The sequence below is a fragment of the Chromohalobacter sp. HP20-39 genome, assembly GCF_033052815.1.
Lineage (GTDB): Bacteria > Pseudomonadota > Gammaproteobacteria > Pseudomonadales > Halomonadaceae > Chromohalobacter.
This window is the reverse complement of record NZ_JAWHTP010000003.1, coordinates 163,687-181,179: the sequence shown is the minus strand read 5'-3', so window position 1 is coordinate 181,179 and position 17,493 is coordinate 163,687. Positions and strand designations below refer to the sequence as shown.

21 protein-coding genes are annotated in these 17,493 nt (G+C 61.4%); 4 read left to right on the top strand and 17 right to left on the bottom strand.

Annotation, left to right across the window (positions count from 1 at the left end; translation table 11 throughout):
• Window positions 1–30: 30 nt before the first annotated feature.
• Both RVY79_RS07415 and RVY79_RS07410 read left to right on the top strand, forming a co-directional pair.
• On the top strand, window positions 31–498 hold the full coding sequence (locus tag RVY79_RS07415; protein ID WP_317463460.1) for a hypothetical protein: 468 nt from the start codon (window positions 31–33) through the stop codon (window positions 496–498).
• A gap of 28 nt (window positions 499–526) precedes the next feature.
• Entirely contained in the window at window positions 527–772 is a 246-nt protein-coding gene (locus tag RVY79_RS07410; RefSeq protein WP_317463459.1) for a hypothetical protein, read from the top strand.
• A gap of 370 nt (window positions 773–1,142) precedes the next feature.
• Here RVY79_RS07410 and RVY79_RS07405 read toward each other — a convergent pair whose 3' ends face one another.
• Window positions 1,143–1,505 (bottom strand): helix-turn-helix transcriptional regulator, encoded by a 363-nt coding sequence (locus tag RVY79_RS07405; protein ID WP_317463458.1) that lies wholly within the window; start codon window positions 1,503–1,505, stop codon window positions 1,143–1,145.
• Window positions 1,506–1,532: 27 nt separating this feature from the next.
• On the bottom strand, window positions 1,533–1,784 hold the full coding sequence (locus tag RVY79_RS07400) for a type II toxin-antitoxin system RelE family toxin (RefSeq protein WP_246900870.1): 252 nt from the start codon (window positions 1,782–1,784) through the stop codon (window positions 1,533–1,535).
• A gap of 261 nt (window positions 1,785–2,045) precedes the next feature.
• On the opposite strand from RVY79_RS07400, the gene RVY79_RS07395 reads away from it, so the two are divergent.
• A complete protein-coding gene (locus tag RVY79_RS07395) occupies window positions 2,046–2,198 on the top strand; it encodes a hypothetical protein (RefSeq protein ID WP_317463456.1) in 153 nt (50 codons plus the stop codon).
• A 666-nt stretch (window positions 2,199–2,864) separates the two neighbouring features.
• Here the strand turns inward: RVY79_RS07395 and RVY79_RS07390 are convergent.
• Entirely contained in the window at window positions 2,865–4,373 is a 1,509-nt protein-coding gene (locus tag RVY79_RS07390; RefSeq protein ID WP_317463455.1) for a sodium:solute symporter family protein, read from the bottom strand.
• The gene (locus RVY79_RS07385) at window positions 4,363–4,593 is read right to left on the bottom strand and encodes a hypothetical protein (RefSeq protein WP_317463454.1); all 231 of its coding nucleotides are present in this window, start codon (window positions 4,591–4,593) and stop codon (window positions 4,363–4,365) included. The genes RVY79_RS07390 and RVY79_RS07385 overlap by 11 nt, the downstream gene beginning before the upstream one ends.
• A 207-nt stretch (window positions 4,594–4,800) precedes the next feature.
• Between RVY79_RS07385 and RVY79_RS07380 the strand changes: the two genes are divergently transcribed.
• Entirely contained in the window at window positions 4,801–5,616 is an 816-nt protein-coding gene (locus tag RVY79_RS07380) for a DUF1206 domain-containing protein (protein ID WP_317463453.1), read from the top strand.
• Between the two features lie 13 nt (window positions 5,617–5,629).
• Here RVY79_RS07380 and RVY79_RS07375 read toward each other — a convergent pair whose 3' ends face one another.
• The 13 genes from RVY79_RS07375 to urtA all read right to left on the bottom strand — a co-directional run bounded on the left by RVY79_RS07375 (window position 5,630) and on the right by urtA (window position 17,415).
• Window positions 5,630–6,235, bottom strand: a complete 606-nt coding sequence (locus RVY79_RS07375; protein ID WP_317463452.1) for a HupE/UreJ family protein — start codon at window positions 6,233–6,235, stop codon at window positions 5,630–5,632.
• Window positions 6,236–6,273: 38 nt separating this feature from the next.
• Window positions 6,274–6,933, bottom strand: coding sequence for an urease accessory protein UreG (gene ureG, locus RVY79_RS07370; RefSeq protein WP_317463450.1), 660 nt, complete (start codon window positions 6,931–6,933; stop codon window positions 6,274–6,276).
• 13 nt (window positions 6,934–6,946) lie between these two features.
• On the bottom strand, window positions 6,947–7,639 hold the full coding sequence (locus RVY79_RS07365; protein ID WP_317463448.1) for an urease accessory protein UreF: 693 nt from the start codon (window positions 7,637–7,639) through the stop codon (window positions 6,947–6,949).
• On the bottom strand, window positions 7,629–8,117 hold the full coding sequence (ureE, locus tag RVY79_RS07360; protein WP_317463447.1) for an urease accessory protein UreE: 489 nt from the start codon (window positions 8,115–8,117) through the stop codon (window positions 7,629–7,631). Before ureE ends, RVY79_RS07365 begins: the two co-directional genes overlap by 11 nt.
• A gap of 160 nt (window positions 8,118–8,277) precedes the next feature.
• Window positions 8,278–9,993, bottom strand: coding sequence for an urease subunit alpha (gene ureC / locus RVY79_RS07355; RefSeq protein WP_317463446.1), 1,716 nt, complete (start codon window positions 9,991–9,993; stop codon window positions 8,278–8,280).
• The gene (locus tag RVY79_RS07350) at window positions 9,990–10,322 is read right to left on the bottom strand and encodes an urease subunit beta (RefSeq protein ID WP_317463445.1); all 333 of its coding nucleotides are present in this window, start codon (window positions 10,320–10,322) and stop codon (window positions 9,990–9,992) included. The genes ureC and RVY79_RS07350 overlap by 4 nt, the downstream gene beginning before the upstream one ends.
• A 10-nt stretch (window positions 10,323–10,332) precedes the next feature.
• Window positions 10,333–10,635, bottom strand: coding sequence for an urease subunit gamma (locus tag RVY79_RS07345; RefSeq protein ID WP_261507533.1), 303 nt, complete (start codon window positions 10,633–10,635; stop codon window positions 10,333–10,335).
• 160 nt (window positions 10,636–10,795) lie between these two features.
• Window positions 10,796–11,740, bottom strand: coding sequence for an urease accessory protein UreD (locus tag RVY79_RS07340; RefSeq protein ID WP_317463444.1), 945 nt, complete (start codon window positions 11,738–11,740; stop codon window positions 10,796–10,798).
• On the bottom strand, window positions 11,737–12,447 hold the full coding sequence (gene urtE / locus RVY79_RS07335; RefSeq protein WP_317463443.1) for an urea ABC transporter ATP-binding subunit UrtE: 711 nt from the start codon (window positions 12,445–12,447) through the stop codon (window positions 11,737–11,739). Before urtE ends, RVY79_RS07340 begins: the two co-directional genes overlap by 4 nt.
• Window positions 12,447–13,313, bottom strand: coding sequence for an urea ABC transporter ATP-binding protein UrtD (gene urtD / locus RVY79_RS07330; RefSeq protein WP_317463442.1), 867 nt, complete (start codon window positions 13,311–13,313; stop codon window positions 12,447–12,449). Before urtD ends, urtE begins: the two co-directional genes overlap by 1 nt.
• Entirely contained in the window at window positions 13,310–14,362 is a 1,053-nt protein-coding gene (gene urtC / locus RVY79_RS07325) for an urea ABC transporter permease subunit UrtC (RefSeq protein WP_317463441.1), read from the bottom strand. The genes urtD and urtC overlap by 4 nt, the downstream gene beginning before the upstream one ends.
• Entirely contained in the window at window positions 14,359–15,927 is a 1,569-nt protein-coding gene (gene urtB, locus RVY79_RS07320; protein ID WP_411161717.1) for an urea ABC transporter permease subunit UrtB, read from the bottom strand. Before urtB ends, urtC begins: the two co-directional genes overlap by 4 nt.
• Window positions 15,928–16,167: 240 nt before the next feature.
• The gene (urtA, locus tag RVY79_RS07315; protein ID WP_317463901.1) at window positions 16,168–17,415 is read right to left on the bottom strand and encodes an urea ABC transporter substrate-binding protein; all 1,248 of its coding nucleotides are present in this window, start codon (window positions 17,413–17,415) and stop codon (window positions 16,168–16,170) included.
• Window positions 17,416–17,493: the final 78 nt, after the last annotated feature.

The window sequence follows — 17,493 nt, the reverse complement described above, 5'->3', positions numbered from 1 at the left end:
AATACATAAACGCAGGGCACCGGAGATATTATGACCTCGGAGATGGACAGGCTAGCGGCGGAAATGAAAAGCAAGGCTGATAATGAGGCCGAAGCTAAAGAGAGACTGCAACAACAGGTTGATAATTGGCCTGAACAGGTTCAAGGGTTGATCAACACCCTAGACGAGTGGCTAGCTCCTTTAAAAGAAAGTGGTCTATCGACCAGCATCAAAAATGAGCACACCAGAGAGCACGAGTTTAGTTTTGACATTCCTAAATACGTCATAGAGTATGGAACAAAAAAAGCCACCACAGAAACAACACTATTTGCCATTGGGTGCAGGGGGCGAGTAGACCTTAAAGGCCCGCAAAGCACAACACTAACGATGGTAATGCGGGAAACCGATAATGATCGTCACGTTTGGCAAAAGATGTACAAAGGTAACAATCGTATTGAAACTGAGGCACTTACCCAAGACCACCTTGTGGAATTTATGCGTAAGGCTTTTAAAGTATAATCTTAAATCCCCGGCGCCAGCCGGGGTATTGCTGTATTCACCACACCACCGCCTCCACATTTTCCACCGTTTCAGCCTGCTCGATCTTCTTCTCGAGTCGGTGGCGTTTGCCGGTCAACTCCTGCGCTTGCACAAAGGCCTCGACGTTCTTGAGCACTTTGCCGGTCAGCTCACCCATCGTCTCGGTATCGCCATCGGCATTGCGCCCAGCGAGGATGCGGTCGAGTATCGGCGTCGCCGGGGGCTCGCCGTCGCCGCCAGCGTCGATCCATGATTGATACGCGCGCGCCTCAGTTTTCTATTCACCCCATCCTCCTCGCTCAAGCTCCGGGTAGCTCTTGATGAGAGGCCGAACGGCGGCGTCGTAGTCATCGTTGATGCGCTGCTGGCTCGGGACTTAGCCCGTTCCAGTAGCTCGGCCTCAGTAGGCGATTCTTTCCAGACGACGTTACCCATTCACAAACTCCTGAATTTTGCGAAAGTCCATCCTTCTTCAGCACCCAGCCCAACGCCCCAAACGAACTCATAATCGTCGACGCCGGCCATGCCGGTAGGCGTGACATAGCAGACGGCAGGATCGTACTCGCTGGCATCGATCGTTGTCTGTCCGCGCCAATGTGCCTTGCGATCAGGATACTGGGCCGTTACGTCAGATCATTCAGCTCGACTTCCAGCACGTCGGCAAGCCGCTTTAAAACGCTCAGCGAACCGGTTTTCTTGCCTGCTTCGAGCTCCGACAGATACCCTTGGCTGATCCCCGCCCGCTCAGCGAGTTCGCCGGCACGCAGCCCTCGGTGCTCACGGAACACTTTTACCGGTGCGACACCGTCCAGCAACGCATCCACTACCGCCATGGGAAACGATGCTTCACCACGCGCCACGACCGCATTGGCAGCGTCGATATCATCTTGATCTTCCAGCCGCGCAAGCAACGCGTGGTATTCCTGCTCGGGAATTACCACTAGTCGTTCACCGGTTGGGGTTTGAATCGTCTGAGGTACGCTCATGCCGCCTCCTGTCAATTTACTGGTTCGTTATTGGTACACGCCACCCCGGGCACCGATGTTAATGATGTCCAACACATCGCCACGTTCGTCGATGATCACCCGCCAATCGCCCACCCGCAGGCGGATATAATCGCTCCCCTTCAACGCCTTCACGTTGTTACGCTGACTTGCCGGATCTTCTGCATAGGCCTTGATTTTGGCCTGTATGCGCTTAGCCTCCGGGCGTGGCATACGCTGCAATACCTTCAAGGCGCTTTTTCGGTAAGTGACCGTCTTCATGGCCTCAATTATAGCTTATAGCGAAATATTGGCAACATTTTTAGCTTTTAGCTAAACACATCCCGCTCCACTTCGCATGTTTCCGCTACCCCCGCACGACAAACGGCTTGCACAAAGACGCCAAGAAACGACGCTCCACCTCTCAGGACGAATGGCGGCGCGTGCAGAAACCAGCAGACATTACACGGCGACCACTGGCGAAGACACCCGCTGACTACTAAACCTATGAATGCATGATCCACACGATGGAGGAACGCATACATGGATTTGTACACGGTTGAATTCAAACTGCCGGGTGAGGATGAGCTGCGAAGCGAAGAGATCGAAGCAGAGAGTGAAGCCGAGGCACGCACGATCATCGATCGCCATCATAAACCATCTGAGATCGTCAGCGTAAAAGCTGACAGCGCTTGATTACTGGGGATGGCTGGACAATTGCCTACCATGAAATGCACTTGTCAGTGATGCATTTTAAGAAAGAGCCCCCGAGGACGATCAGGGGCTCTCAATCAGCATGAGCCCATGTGTCTGAATGAATTCAGCACTTCCCTGGCGGCTGGTTATCCTTCCTAGACGTGAATATTTTGACAAATTTCGAATGCAATAAACTTAACCTACATTAACTAAGGGATCACGTACGCCCTCATCGGCGGATAATTGCCTGTTTCCCAAGCCAAGCCAACCGAAGATTCCTAGTACATAACGGTGTACGTAAAGAATTTACTGGTGCCGTATCGACCGTCGAAACGAAGACAAAAAAACGCCGGCTGACAATCAACCGGCAAGTCGCCATGTACTCTGCATGGCGAGATACATACGCCAGCCTTTTCAGACCGGTTGGAGGCGGATGATTTTCCACCTCTGGAGACACATGAGACCTGCGTCTTCCTTGGCGATTCGGATCACATGAGCCTGCGAGGCGAGATCCGCCTCCTTCCTTGGCTGCCGGCCACCAGCCAGCGCAATCGCGCAATTCCCTTGGCAGCGTCCCAGTGACCGATGATCGCTTGAATCACCTCTATCTTAGACGTCAGATCGGGCTTGGAAAAGCTTTGTACAATAGTCGGCGTAAGCACTTACTCAGCCTCGCGACGCCAATTCTTCGCTGTCTGCTGCACTGAGACGACTTCTCGTAGGTGCCGCAATGGCGAAGAACCGCTCGATCACGGCGGTCGAGGCCGGGCGCGTCAGGCAAGAGATCGCCACGAATACCGGCAGATTGATCAGCAGCCCCCAGAAGCCTGCATGTACGCCCAGCGGATTACGCCACACCAGCGTAAACAGCAGTGTGACGATGAACCCCACCACGATACCGCTCAACACGCCCAGTTTAGAGGCACGGGTCCAGAAGAACATGCCAATAAATGCAGGCAACACCTGGGTGGCGAAGCCCAGCCCCACGAGCAATATCATCACCAGATTGCTGGGTTCGGCGATGGCCACCGGCGCGACGATCAGCGCCATGATCGGTAGGAGCAGGCCTCGTGCCAGCTTGCCGGCGCCGGCATCGGAAAGCTTGAAGGCCGGCTGAGCGATGTCCTTGGCATAGGACAGCGCCACCGAATGCAAGAAGGGCTCGCAGGACGACATCGAGGCGGCCAGCGTGCCCGCGCCCAGCAAGCCCACCAGCCAGACCGGCATCTGTTGCATGGCAAGCTCCAGAGCCACGGTATCTGCGCGCGCCAGCTCGGGCAGGCTATAAATGCCGATGAAGCCCACCACCACCATGGGCAAGATGACCACATAATAACTAGGCAGCCAGGTCGCGCTACGGCGAATGGTGTGCGCCGATGACGCACTCATCCACTGCGTCCACACCGGCGGCATGAACGATAGCATCGAGACGATGATCGACGTCGTCCAGAAGGCGAAACTCATGTCTCCCTGCGCGCCCGGCAAGGTCAGAAAGGCAGGATCACGCTCACGCAGAGCGGTAAAGATATCGCCGAACCAGAGACCGCCGCCGAAACGCTGCGACGCCCAAAGCCCAATCGCCCACGCCACCGCCAGCATCAGCACACCCTGGAAAGCGTTGGTAATGCCGATCGCGCGTTGGCCGCTGGCATAGAGATAAAGGGCGATACAACTCAAGACCACCAGCACCCCCACCCAGATCGGCAAACGCCCACCGCTCATGACGTGCAGGATATACGCCGCCCCGATGGTCTGCAGCACAGCATAGGCCAATGACGCAATCGACATCACCGCTGCCGCCAGAGCGCCCAATAGCGGACTTTCATAGCGATCGGCAATGGCTGCACCCTGCGTGACATGACCGAAATGCCGACCGAAGGCCCACACCTTGGGACCGAAATACCAAGCCACCAGCGCCAGATAGGATAGGTAGATCACCACGTAGAACACCGCAACGCCCTTGGTGTAGGCCCAGCCCGGCGCGCCCATGAAGGTGTAAGCGCTCACGCTGCCTGCGGCGATCAGCAGATAGAGCGTGACCGGCCCCATACTGCGACCGGCGACGCCCCACTCTTCCAGCGAATTCATCGAGCGCCCTGTCCGGGCGCGCAAGCCAAGAAAGATCGCCACGCCCAGATAGGCGAGCGTCATGACAATCGGCACACTACTCGTCATCGCAAGAACGCTCCACTAGCCGATTGCCGATAGCCATAACGCCGCAACAGGCGAACACGATGACGTACGCCCATACCGCGATCAGCGGCAAACCGAGCACCACCCAAGCCCGGTTGAACCAGCCGATCACAGGCCAGACGCCCGCCGCGATCAGTACGATGAACGCCAGGGTCAAGCCCCAGCCACGGCCCGTGGTCGGCCGCACGATATAATGCTTCATGGAAGGTTCCACTCAGGAAAGATGATCTATTTTGCCGAGGCATATGCCTTACAATGGCGAAAAGCGCTCATGGTAGCGCATTCATTCGCTCGTGAGGATCGGTCATGCCGACGTGTGCTTCATGCGCTGAGCAACGTCAATAGACGAGGCATGGCATGACGCCTACCGTTTCTTATGCTCTCTTTCCCAGCGACAAGGATGTCCTCAATGAAATTTTCCCTGGCCGACTTGCGTAATGCACTCAGCGGCACGGCGAGTGCCGGTTATATTGCCAAGGGTATAATCTATATCACCATCGGCTGGCTTTCGTTGCTCACCACACTCGGCCTGGGTGGTCAAAAAGCCGGTACGGCAGAGGTCATTCGCACCATCGCGTTATGGCCGTTCGGAACGCTGCTGATCATTCTCCTGGGGCTCGGCCTGGTGGCCTATGTTCTCTGGCGACTCGCCCAAGCCTGGTGGGATCTGGAGCACAAGGGCAACCACTGGAAGGGGCGTCTCCAACGCTTGGGCTTTGCGATCAGCGGCATCTTGTATGCCGCTCTGGCCTGGCAATGCGCCACCCTGATCACGCTTTCCCTAGCCAGTGGTGACGGTAGTGCCTCACCGCACGCCCTCGCGTTACTCGACTATCCGGGCGGCTTGTTCGTGCTATTCGGCATCGGGATCGCCTTCATTGGCGTGGGATTACATCAGTTGCAACGTGCCTGGAATCGCCAATACCGCCGCAACTGGCACATAGATGAAATGCCCAATGGGCCCCTACCCATCCTCGAAGGCATCGCGCGACTGGGACTCGCAGCACGCGGCCTCGTGTTCGGGATCATCGGTATCTCCTTGTGCGTGGCCGCCATCGAAGTCGAGCCCGAAAAGATTCGCCGCCTGGGTGGGGCTCTCGACACGCTCGCCGAGCAACCCTATGGTAGTTGGCTGCTCGGCGGTGTCTCATTGGGCCTAATGGCTTATGGCCTTTACTGCTTCATCAATGCGGGATACCGGCGCACGCGCACCCCGCGCCTGTGAGCGAGCATGACGCTTAGCCCATCAAAAGCGCACCGCCGGCAGCCGCGATGGCGGCGCCGAGGCCGCGTAGCCAACGGTTGTCACGACGCGATAGCCACTCGCCCAGCACACGCCCCGCCAAGGTGATGGCCACACTGGTCAAAACGAAGCCCAGCGCGTAAAGCAGCGCGGAGGCGCCCGGCGCTAGTTCACTGCCATGCGCATGGCCATGCATCAGGATGAACGCGAACACCAGCACGCCCCCCAGCGCACTCGGCAGACGCACCAGAGTAGCCAACAACACCCCGGCCAGCAGTACGCTCGAGGCGATGCCGAATTCGACGCCCATCAGCGGCATGCCCATCCAGGCCAAACTGGCGCCCGCCAGCATGCCCAGCGCGACCAACAGCGGCATGGCACGGCGTAATGCTCCCGCCTGACGGCAGCTCCAAAGCCCGATGGCCGCCATCGCCAGCAGGTGATCGAGCCCGGTCAAGGGATGCGTCAGGCCAGCCATGAAACTGCCGGCATGCGAATGCGGCATATGCCCTGGGTGCGCCAAGGCGGAACCGGCGAACAACAAGGCCAAGGGAGACAACGCCAGGATCAGATGGCGCATGTGACGGCGAGACAGGGACATGAATATTCTCCTTTATAGTCAGTGATAACCAGCGTGTCTTAGGGGCTCGGCGCTACATCGGCGGCTGCCTGACCCGCATGCTGCGGCCGACGCTCCGGCAACATGCCACGCTCGAGAATGAACTGGATGATGGTCTCGAGCCCCACCCCGTCGTACAGATTGGCGAACACGAAGGGGCGCTCGCCGCGCATCTTGCGCGCATCGCGGTCCATCACCTCCAGTGAGGCGTGAACGTACTCGGCGATATCGATCTTGTTGATGATCAGCAGATCCGACTTGGTGATCCCCGGACCGCCCTTGCGCGGAATCTTGTCCCCGGCAGAAACGTCGATGACGTAGATCGTCAGGTCGGAAAGTTCGGGGCTGAACGTCGCCGAGAGGTTGTCACCACCGGATTCGACCATCACCAACTCGAGGCCGGGATGACGCGACTGCAGTTCGTCGATGGCCGCCAGATTCATCGAGGCATCCTCGCGGATCGCCGTATGCGGACAGCCCCCGGTTTCCACCCCCAGAATGCGATCGGACTCCAAGGCATCGTGCTTGAGCAGGAAGTCGGCATCCTCGCGGGTATAGATGTCATTGGTGACCACGGCGATGTCGTAATGATCGCGCAGCGCCAGGCACAATTGCTTCAAAAGCGCGGTCTTGCCGGACCCCACCGGACCACCGACGCCGATACGCAGGCAATGTGTCATTGGAATTCTCCCTTTAACTTCTGAACAAGCGTGAGTACTGCGTTTCGTGCAACGCGCTGGCCAACGCCAGGCCGGGCAATGCCGGCCCCAGCTCGTCGTCATCCAGCGCGATGGCCGTCGCCACCGCGTCGGCCAGATGGGGGCGCAGCTTCTCGATAAGACGCTGCGCGCTCGTCTGTCCCAACGGCAATGCCTTGCAGGCCACCGTCAATTGGTTCTCCAACCAGGCCCAGGCAAACCCCAGCACGGCGTCCTCACAACTTACGCCGCGCACGCGTGCCGCCAGGGCGAAGGCCACCACGTAACCCGGCGTATCGGGCAGAGCCGGCGTCTCGGGTACTTGCTCGAGGCTATGCAGCAGCCGCACCAGAGTGCCGCCCAGGCGCTGTTCTTCCTCGAGCAACTCATGGGTTTCACGATTGGCCTGTAGCCAGGTGTTCCAGTAGGCCAGCGCCTCGTCGTCGCCTTGCGCCCAAGCGTGGTAGGCGCGTGCCAGAACCGGCAACTCGCAGCGCGTCAGGCCATCGTCCAGCACCCCGGCGATCCACTCGCCAAGGCTCGCTTCGTCCTCTACCCAGCCAAGTTCCAACGCACTCTCGAGACCCTGCGACCAGGCGAAGGCGCCGATCGGCAACGCTGGGCTGACGAGCTGCAACAATCCCGCCAACGCCAACGGGTCTTGGCCCGCTTGCTGTTCAGTGGACATGGGCGTGCTCGTGGTCATGCGTATGATGATGAGTTTCCCCAGCGGCGTAGGCACCGGGCTCGGGATCGAACGGCGCGGCGTGATGCTTCAGCGTCGCGCCCAGCCGCTCGGCCAACGCCTCGAGGACATGATCCGGCGGAAAGCGCACCCAACCACCGTGGTCATCGTCACCGATGGCTAGTTGCACATGCCGGTTACCCAGGTGATAGCACAGCCGCGCCAGCGCCAGGGCGCCTTCGATCCGTGCCGTCACCACCGGCTCGTCGGCCGCCTGGACGCGTACCACCTCGCCGCTCTCGGCACGTAGCCCGTCCCCGTCGCGCAGCACCGAGCCACGGTCGAGGAATAGCCCCAACTCGCGGCCGCCGTCGCTTACCGCCTTGAGACGCCCGCGCATGCGCTGCTCGAACGGCAGCGTCAAGGTGTCGCCGGCCTGCTCCACCGTGACCGGTCCCAGGCGTTCATTTAGTTTCAGCATCTGTATCGCCTCGTTGAAATTACCTGCGGCTGACCCGGGAGCTGGTCGTCGCGAGGGCGCTGTAAATACGTCCCTGTACGCTACTTTTGCCATCCATGGCAAAAGACCCTCGCGACGACCTGCCCCCGGCGCCGCGCGCCTTGGTCTTCGTCCCCGTCACTCAGAAAAGGTGATAGCGCTGAGCCAGCGGCAATTCCGTCGCCGGCTCGCAGGTCAACAGTTCGCCGTCGGCATGGACCTCATACGTCTGCGGGTCGACCTCGAGTTTGGGGCAGGCGTCGTTGAGCTTCATGTCCGACTTGCGTACCTGCCGCACGTCCTTGCACGCCGCCAGTTCGCTATGCAGTCCCAAACGGGCCTTGATGCCTGCGTCAAGCGCGGCTTGGCTGACGAAGCTCAGGCGCGTCTGACTCGCCGCCCGACCCAGTGCGCCGAACATGGTCCGGTAGTGAACCGGCTGAGGAGTCGGAATCGACGCATTGGGATCGCCCATCGGCGCGGCGGCGATCATGCCGCCCTTGAGGATCAATGCCGGCTTTACGCCGAAGAACGCCGGGTCCCAGAGCACCAGGTCGGCCATCTTGCCGACCTCCACCGAGCCCACCTCATGGGCAATACCGTGGGTGATCGCCGGATTGATCGTGTACTTGGCGATGTAGCGCTTGGCGCGATAGTTGTCGGCACCGCGCTCACGGTCCTCGGGCAGCAAACCGCGCTGCACCTTCATCTTGTGGGCCGTCTGCCAGGTACGGCAGACCACCTCGCCGACCCGGCCCATGGCCTGGGAGTCGGAAGCAATCATCGAGATCACGCCCAGATCGTGAAGGATGTCTTCGGCGGCGATGGTCTCGCGGCGGATGCGTGAGTCGGCGAAGGCCACATCCTCGGGGATATTGGGATCGAGGTGGTGACACACCATCAGCATGTCGAGATGCTCGTCGATGGTATTGACGGTGTAAGGTCGTGTGGGATTGGTCGACGACGGCAACACGTAGTCCCTGGAACAGGCGGTGATGATGTCCGGCGCGTGGCCGCCGCCGGCGCCTTCGGTGTGGTAGGTGTGGATGCAGCGTTCCTTGAACGCCGCCAAGGTATCCTCGACGAAGCCCGACTCGTTGAGCGTGTCGGTGTGGATGGCGATCTGCACGTCGTACTTCTCGGCCACGCTCAGGCAGTTGTCGATGGACGCCGGCGTGGTGCCCCAGTCCTCGTGCAGCTTGAGTCCCATGGCGCCGGCCTCGAGCTGCGCTTCCAGCGCCTCGGGCAAGCTGGCGTTGCCCTTGCCGAGAAAGCCGATGTTCATCGGCATGTCATCGACGGCCTGCAGCATCTTGCCTAGGTGCCAGTCGCCCGGCGTGCAGGTGGTGGCGTTGGTGCCGGTGGCCGGGCCGGTACCGCCACCCAGCATGGTGGTGAGCCCGCTCATCAACGCTTCTTCCACCAGTTGGGGGCATACGAAGTGGATATGCGCGTCCAAGCCGCCCGCCGTCAGGATCTTACCCTCGCCGGCAATGATCTCGGTGCCCGGGCCGATGACGATCTCGACATCCGGCTGAGTGTCGGGGTTGCCGGCCTTGCCGATGGCCGCAATGCGGCCATGCTTGAGGCCGACATCGGCCTTGACGATGCCCCACCAGTCGAGGATCAAGGCGTTGGTGATCACGGTGTCCATGACGGCGGCGTCGCTGCGCTGGCTCTGGCCCATGCCGTCGCGAATCACCTTGCCACCGCCGAACTTGACCTCGTCGCCGTAATGGGTGTGGTCCTTCTCGACCTCGATCCACAGTTCGGTATCGCCCAGGCGCACGCGGTCGCCGGTGGTTGGCCCGTACATGTCGGCATAGGCCTGGCGACTGATCTTGTTAACCGATTTCATGACTTTTCTCCCGCGCCGGATTGCTCGAGGCTGCCCATCACATCGCCGTGGAAGCCGTAGATGTATCGGCGCCCCGCATAGGGGATCAACGTCACCTTACGGGTCTGGCCGGGTTCGAAGCGGATCGCCGTGCCCGCCGCCACATCGAGGCGGTAGCCGCGCGTTTTGTCACGGTCGAAGATGAGCGCTGGGTTAGCCTCGGCAAAGTGATAGTGAGAACCGATCTGAACCGGCCGGTCACCGGTATTGGCGACCTCGACACTGATCCGCTCGCGCCCCGCGCACAGCTCGATGTCGCCTGCTTTCAACTGATATTCACCGGGAATCATCGAGAACTCCTTACACAATGGGCGAATGCACCGTGACCAGTTTGGTGCCGTCCGGAAACGTCGCTTCGACCTGCACCTCGTCGACCATCTCCGCCACGCCTTCCATCACATCGTCACGCGTCAGGATCTCGCGGCCGTAGCCCATCAACTCGGCGACGCTCTTGCCATCGCGTGCGCCTTCGAGAATCTCGAAGCTGATCAACGCCACCGCCTCGGGATAATTCAGCTTCAAGCCACGATCGCGGCGTCGCTCGGCAAGCTGCGCGGCGGAAAACAACAGCAGCTTGTCCTTGTCTCTCGGGGTCAGTTCCATATCGGCAACTCTCTCTTCATGTATTCGGGCTTCGGGCTTCGGGCTTCGGGCTTCGGGCTTCGGGCTTCGGGCTTCGGGCTTCGGGCTTCGGGCTTCGGGCTTCGGCAGCATTCTAGCTCGCAGCTCGTTGCCCGCAGCTCGTGGCCGGCACGAAGTGCCGCTACGTCATCCAAATCCTCGGCACACATGCCTCGCGCCCACAAAGCTTGGGGCGCAGTAGCTCCCAGGCCCGCTGGCACAAGTCCCAGGCTTCATTGCGGGAGTCGCCGAGGTAGCGCAGCAAGAGCACGTCGAGGCGCTGGGTCACCGCCCATTGCGCCGAACTCGGTAACTGCTGGCGCAGGGCCTCGATAGCCGCCGCAGGGTCGTCGAGTCCTACCGCCCAAAGCGTCGCTTGCACCGTACGTCCACCTTGCCCCCAAGCGCCCTGGAAGCGCGGATGCCCGGGATCGAGCGGCTGACGCTCCAACCACAGCGGTTGGCCGTCACGCATCAATGCGAAGCGTTGTTCGACCCGGCCGCTGATAAACGGCAATTGACTGGCGGGGCGCCCCAGCGCCAGGACTTCCCAGCCCACGCAGCGCGCATCACCCTGCACGTCCAGGGTCGTGCTCTGCTGGCCACGTGCGCCGTCGAAACACAGGGTTTCCTGTGGCAGCCATTCGAGCAGCGCACCGGGTTGCACGCTCAGATGCGTGTGCTGCCCCCAGCTCACGCCGTGGCGATCGGCTCGGTAGAGTTTGGTCGCCGCCGGCGTGGTCAACAGCGCATGCGCACCGCGCTCGACCTCGGCCTCGATACGCAATTCGTCACCGCTGACCAGCCCGCCCGGGGGATGCAATAGATACACATGACACGGCTCGGCATAGTGGTGCTCCGCATGGTGAGGCTCAGCGACAGGGCCTGTTTCGGGATAGAACGGCCGCTGCACACGCAAGGGGCCGTGGTGACGCGCCCGCGTCATGCGTGTCCGCCCGCCGCGCGAAGCGAACCGCAGCGACAAGGAGGCCGCCCAGTGCCGCTGGGTGTCGAAACGATGCCCCGAGACATTCGAGGTGGCCGACTCACTCGGCGCAAGATGCGATGGCGATTCGTAGTGGGTCATACCGTCAGATGCCGTTTGACCAGGTCGTCGTCGAGCTCGCCGATCTCGCCGCCGGCCACCGTCTGGCCGCGATCCATGATCGTGAAGCGATCGGCGAACTTGCGCGCGAAGGGCAGCTTTTGCTCGACCAGCAACACGGTGAGGCCGTCCTCGCGATTGAGGCGACGGATCACCTCGCCGATCTGGGCGACGATATTGGGTTGGATGCCTTCGCCGGGCTCATCGAGGATCAACAGACGCGGCTCGATCACCAGCGCCCGGCCGATCGCCAGTTGCTGCTGTTGGCCGCCGGAAAGATCGCCGCCACGCCGGTGGCGCATTTCCTGGAGTACCGGGAAGAGTTCATAGATGCGCTCGGGAATGCCACGTTCCGCCCCGTCCTGCACACGTTTGCGTCGCGCCGGCAGGCCGATGCGCAGGTTTTCCTCCACGCTCAGGGTGGCGAATATCTGGCGTCCCTGCGGCACGTAGCCGATGCCCAGATCGGCCCGCGCCTCCGGACGCCGCTTGAGCAGGTCCTCTTCGGCGAAGCGTACCTGGCCCTCGCGCACCGCCACCTCGCCCATGACGGCCTTGAGCAAAGTGGTCTTGCCCACACCGTTGCGGCCCATCACACAGGTGCAGCGCCCTTCCGGCACATCCAGCGAGAGATCGCGCAGGATATGGCTCTCGCCGTAATACTGGTTGAGCTTGTCGACACTGAGCATTACCCCTCCTCCCGCGTATCGGCTGCGTCGTCACCGCCGCCCAGGTAGACGTCGATCACCCGCGGGTCGTTGGCGACCTCGTCCATGCTACCCTCGGCCAGTACACTGCCCTGATGCAGGACAGTGACGGTGCGGGCGATGGAACGCACGAAGCCCATGTCATGCTCGACGACCACCACCGACTGCTGGCCGGCGAGGCGCGTCATCAAATCCGCCGTGCGGTGCATTTCGGGTTCGGTCATGCCGGCCACAGGTTCGTCGACCAGCAATAGCCGCGGGCGCTGCATCAGCAGCATGCCGATCTCCAGCCATTGCTTCTGGCCATGCGAGAGCACTCCCGCCAGGCGGTCGCGCTCGGCACTCAAGGCGATGATCTCCAGCACCTCATCGATGCGCTCGCGCCCTTCGTGATCGAGACGCGCCAGCAAGGTCTTCCACACCCGCCGGTCGCCGGCCATCGCCAACTCGAGGTTGGCGCCCACCGACAACGCCTCGAACACGGTAGGCTTCTGGAACTTGCGCCCGATGCCCAGGTTGGCGATTTGCGGTTCGTCCATCTGCAACAGGTTATGGCGGCTGCCGAACCAGGCCTGGCCACGATCCGGACGCGTCTTGCCGGTGATGATGTCCATCATGGTGGTCTTGCCGGCGCCATTGGGGCCGATGATGCAGCGTAGCTCGCCGTCGTCGATGGTCAGGTTGAGGTCGTCGATGGCCTTGAAACCGTCGAAGCTCACGCTGACATCCTCCAGATAAAGGATCGGCCCATGGCGCACGTCGACGGGTGAACGTGCCGGCGCCATGAAATCGAAGACGCGGTCGGGGCGCGCGAACTCGCGCAGGCGTTCTACATTGGTCATGCTCATGTGGCGACCTCCCGACGCCGACGCAGGTGTGCCATCAAGCCCGCCACGCCCTGCGGCAGGAACATGGTGACCACCACGAACAAGCCGCCGAGGAGAAACAGCCAGGCATCCGGCATCACACCGGTCAGCAGCGTCTTGAAATAATTGACCAGCAAGGCCCCCAGCAAGGCACCGTAGAGAGTGGCCCGACCGCCCAGCGCGACCCACACCACAACCTCGATGGAGAACAGCGGCGCGAAGGTGCTGGGGTTGATGATGCCCACCTGGGGCACGTAGAGCGCCCCGGCGATACCCGCGATCATCGCCGAGAGCACGAACACCGCCAGTTTGACGTGCTCGACGCGGTAGCCGATGAAGCGTACCCGCGCCTCGGCGTCGCGCGTGGCCATGCACACCCGACCGAGCCGTGAGCGGGTGATCGCCTTGCAGCCCCAGAAGGCCAGCAACACGGCCACACCGGAGGCCACGAACAGCGCCACGCTCATGCCCTCGGTGCTCAGCGAAAAGCCCAGCAACTCATCGAACCGCGTCAGGCCGGTACTGCCGCCCATGTCCATCTCGTTACGGTTGAAGGCCAACATCAGCGCGAATGTCAGCGCCTGAGTGATGATCGAGAAATACACCCCCGTGACCCGCGAGCGAAACGCCAGCCAGCCGAACACCAGCGCCAGCAGCCCCGGTGCCAGGACCACGGCGAGCGCCGCCACGGGGAAGTAAGCCAGGACGCCTTGCCACGCCGCCAACGGCGCCTCCTGGGCGGTCAGGTAGAGGCCCATCGCGTAGCCGCCCAGGGCGAAGAAGGCACCATGGCCCAGGCTCAAAATGCCCAGGTAGCCCCAGATCAAATCCACCGCCAACGCCAGCAGCATGTACGTCAAGTACTTGCCTAGTAACGTGACCACGGAACCATTCAGATGCCAGGCATGCTCCGGCGGCAAGGCATTGAGGACGACCACCACCAGCATGCCGACGATCAGGACGATGCTGGTGATCCAGGTCGAACGTTCATCGAGTAGCGAATTGCGTTTGAACATCGTGGCGAGACTCATGACGTCCGCCCCTTGGGCGCGAAGAGACCCTGCGGACGTTTCTGAATGAACAGGATGACACCCACCAGCACGATTACCTTGGCCAGCACCGCGCCCACCCAGGGCTGCAGGACCTGATTGATCACGCCCAGCGACATGCCGGCGACCAGCGTGCCCCAGAGGTTACCGACGCCGCCGAAGACCACCACCAGGAAGGAGTCGACGATGTAGCTCTGCCCCAGGTTCGGGCCGACGTTGGTGATCTGCGACAGCGCAACGCCCGCCAGGCCCGCTACGCCGGCACCCAGGCCGAAGGTCAGCATATCCACCCGCGCGGCGCGCACCCCCATCGAGCGTGCCATGGCACGGTTCTGGGTCACCGCACGCACCTCGAGCCCCAAGCGGGTGTAGCGCATCAACGCCCACAGCGCGGCAAACACCACCAGGCAGAAGATCAGCACGCCCAGGCGGTTGAGGGTCAACGACAGCGCTTCGTTGATCTGCCACGCTCCCTGCAGCCAGTCCGGCGAGTTCACGCGCCGGTTGAGCGGCGAGAACACCGTGCGCACCAGTTGCTGCAGAATCAGGCTGATACCGAAGGTCGCCAGCAGCGTCTCGAGCGGCCGACCCTTGAGAAAGCGAATCACGCTGCGCTCGATGAGAATGCCGAACGCCCCCGCGACCAGGAAGCCGCCGGGAATCGCCAGCAACAACGCCAGCCCCGGCTGCCCGGGTAACAGCTGCTGGATCATCCAGGTGGTATAGGCGCCCAGCATGATCAACTCGCCGTGCGCCATATTGATCACGCCCATCACCCCGAAGGTGATCGCCAGGCCGATGGCCGCCAGCACTAGCACCGACCCCGCGCTCAAGCCGAAGAACAGCGTCTGACCACGTTCATACCAGGCGCGTTTGTTCTCGATGCCGGCCAGCACCTTCTCGACCTCGGCGGCAATGGCAGCATCGCTGTTGGCGATTGTCGCCAGGGAATTGCGCACGCGGGTATCGAGATTACCGCTCAAGGTCTCAAGGGCCGCAGCATCGCCCTGCTCCACGCGATACAACGCCAGCGCGGTTTCGAGCTCGGCGCGTACTGCGGGGCTTTCCTCGTTGTCGAGCTGTGTCGCGACCGCATCAACGCTCTGCGCATCGACCTCGCCGATCAAACGCTTGGCGGCGTCGAGACGTGTGGCCTCGTCGCCCGCACCAAGCGACAGCGAAGCGATCAGTCTCTGCAGTTGCGTGCGCAATTCGTTGTTGATGCGTAACGCATCGACACTGCGACGGGAGCCGGTACCGGCATCCTCGAAGGTGATGGCATCGATGATCGGCCATTCGCGACCGCTGTCATCGGTGATGATGTAAAAACGCTCGCCACGGCGCTCGCGCGCCAGGCGGCCATCGAGCAGCGCCTTTAGCCAGCGTGTTTTCTGTGCCGCGTCGCTGGCGGCGATGGCCTTTGCGGCCTCGGCCTTGGCGTCGAAATCATTGGTGTCCAGCGCCTGCAGCAACGCCTGAGCACGCTGCGGGGTCACCTCGGCTTGTGCCGGCGACACGAGGGCGAACCACACCAACAACACGGCCATGATCGGCACGCAACGCCAGAGTCTGGAGGCTATGTTCAATCCCACCACCATGTTCAACCCGGTCACGCGCCTCAACCCGGACTTTTTCCCCAAGCGGAGTGTCGTTGTATGAGTTGACGTCATCGAAGGAATCCTTCTCGCGCCGCGAGAGTCACGGCGCACGGTTCACGAGCGCCCGCCGCAACGGGCGCCTTGACGTGGAAGGAAACGGTGAGCGACGCGCGCCCACCGTCAGCGTGCTTACTCGGCGCCGGCGCCATCCTCACAGGTCATCGACTCGACGTTGAGCTTTCCGCAGCGTAGTGGGGCGCGCCAGTCGCTGATCAGGTTCTGCGATTCCGGGAGATAATCGGACCAAGCGTCGCCGGCGATAGTGCCCGCGCTTTCCCAGACCACGCTGAACTGGCCGTCATCCTGAATTTCACCGATCATCACCGGCTTGGTGATGTGGTGGTTGGGCATCATCGCCGAAGAACCGCCAGACAGGTTGGGCACCGAGACCCCGATGATCGAATCCTTCACCGCATCGACATCGGTGGTACCGGCCTTGAGTACTGCCTCAAGCCACATGTTGAAGCCGATGTAATGCGCTTCCATGGGGTCGTTGGTCACCGCCATATCATTACCAGTGAACTCGACCCAGTTGTCGATGAAGTCGTAGTTGGCCTCGCTATCGACGCTCATGAAGTAATTCCAGGCCGCCATGTGCCCTACCAACGGCCCGGTGTCGATCCCACTGAGTTCCTGCTCGCCCACCGAGAAGGCGATGACTGGAATCTCGGAGGCGCTGATGCCCTGATTGGAAAGCTCGGTATAAAACGGCACGTTCGCATCGCCGTTGATGGTCGAGACCACGGCGGTCTTCTTGCCCTGGCTACCGAAGTCCTTGACCTCGGACACGATCGACTGCCAGTTGCTGAAGCCGAACGGCGTGTAATTGATCATGATGTCTTCGTCGGCGACGCCATGATCCTTGAGGTACGCTTCGAGAATCTTGTTGGTGGTACGCGGGTAGACATAATCCGTCCCTAGCAGCGCCCAGCGCTCCACGCCCTGACTCATCAGGTAATCGACCGCCGGAATCGCCTGCTGATTGGGCGCCGCGCCGGTATAGAAGATGTTTTCGGAGGATTCCTCGCCCTCGTATTGCACTGGGTAAAACAGCAAGCCGTTTTCTTCCTCGACCACCGGTAACACCGCCTTGCGCGACGCCGAGGTCCAGTTGCCGAAGATCACGTCGACCGGGTCATCACCGGTCAGCATGTCGCGGGCCTGCTCAGCATACAGCGACCAATCCGACGCCGGGTCCATCACCACGGGTTCGAGCTGCTTGCCCAGCAACCCGCCGTTTTCGTTCTGCTGTTCGATGAGCATCAACAGTTCGTCTTTCAGCGTCGACTCGCTGATCGCCATGGTGCCCGAGAGGGAGTGCAGGATGCCGACCTTGATGGTGTCTTCCTGGGCGGCGGCCGGCAGCGCGATCCCCATCGAGAGTAAGAGTGCGGCAGTGGAGGTAATCTTGTTCACGAGAGACTCCTTGCGGATCTGATTGTTATGCAGCGCGAC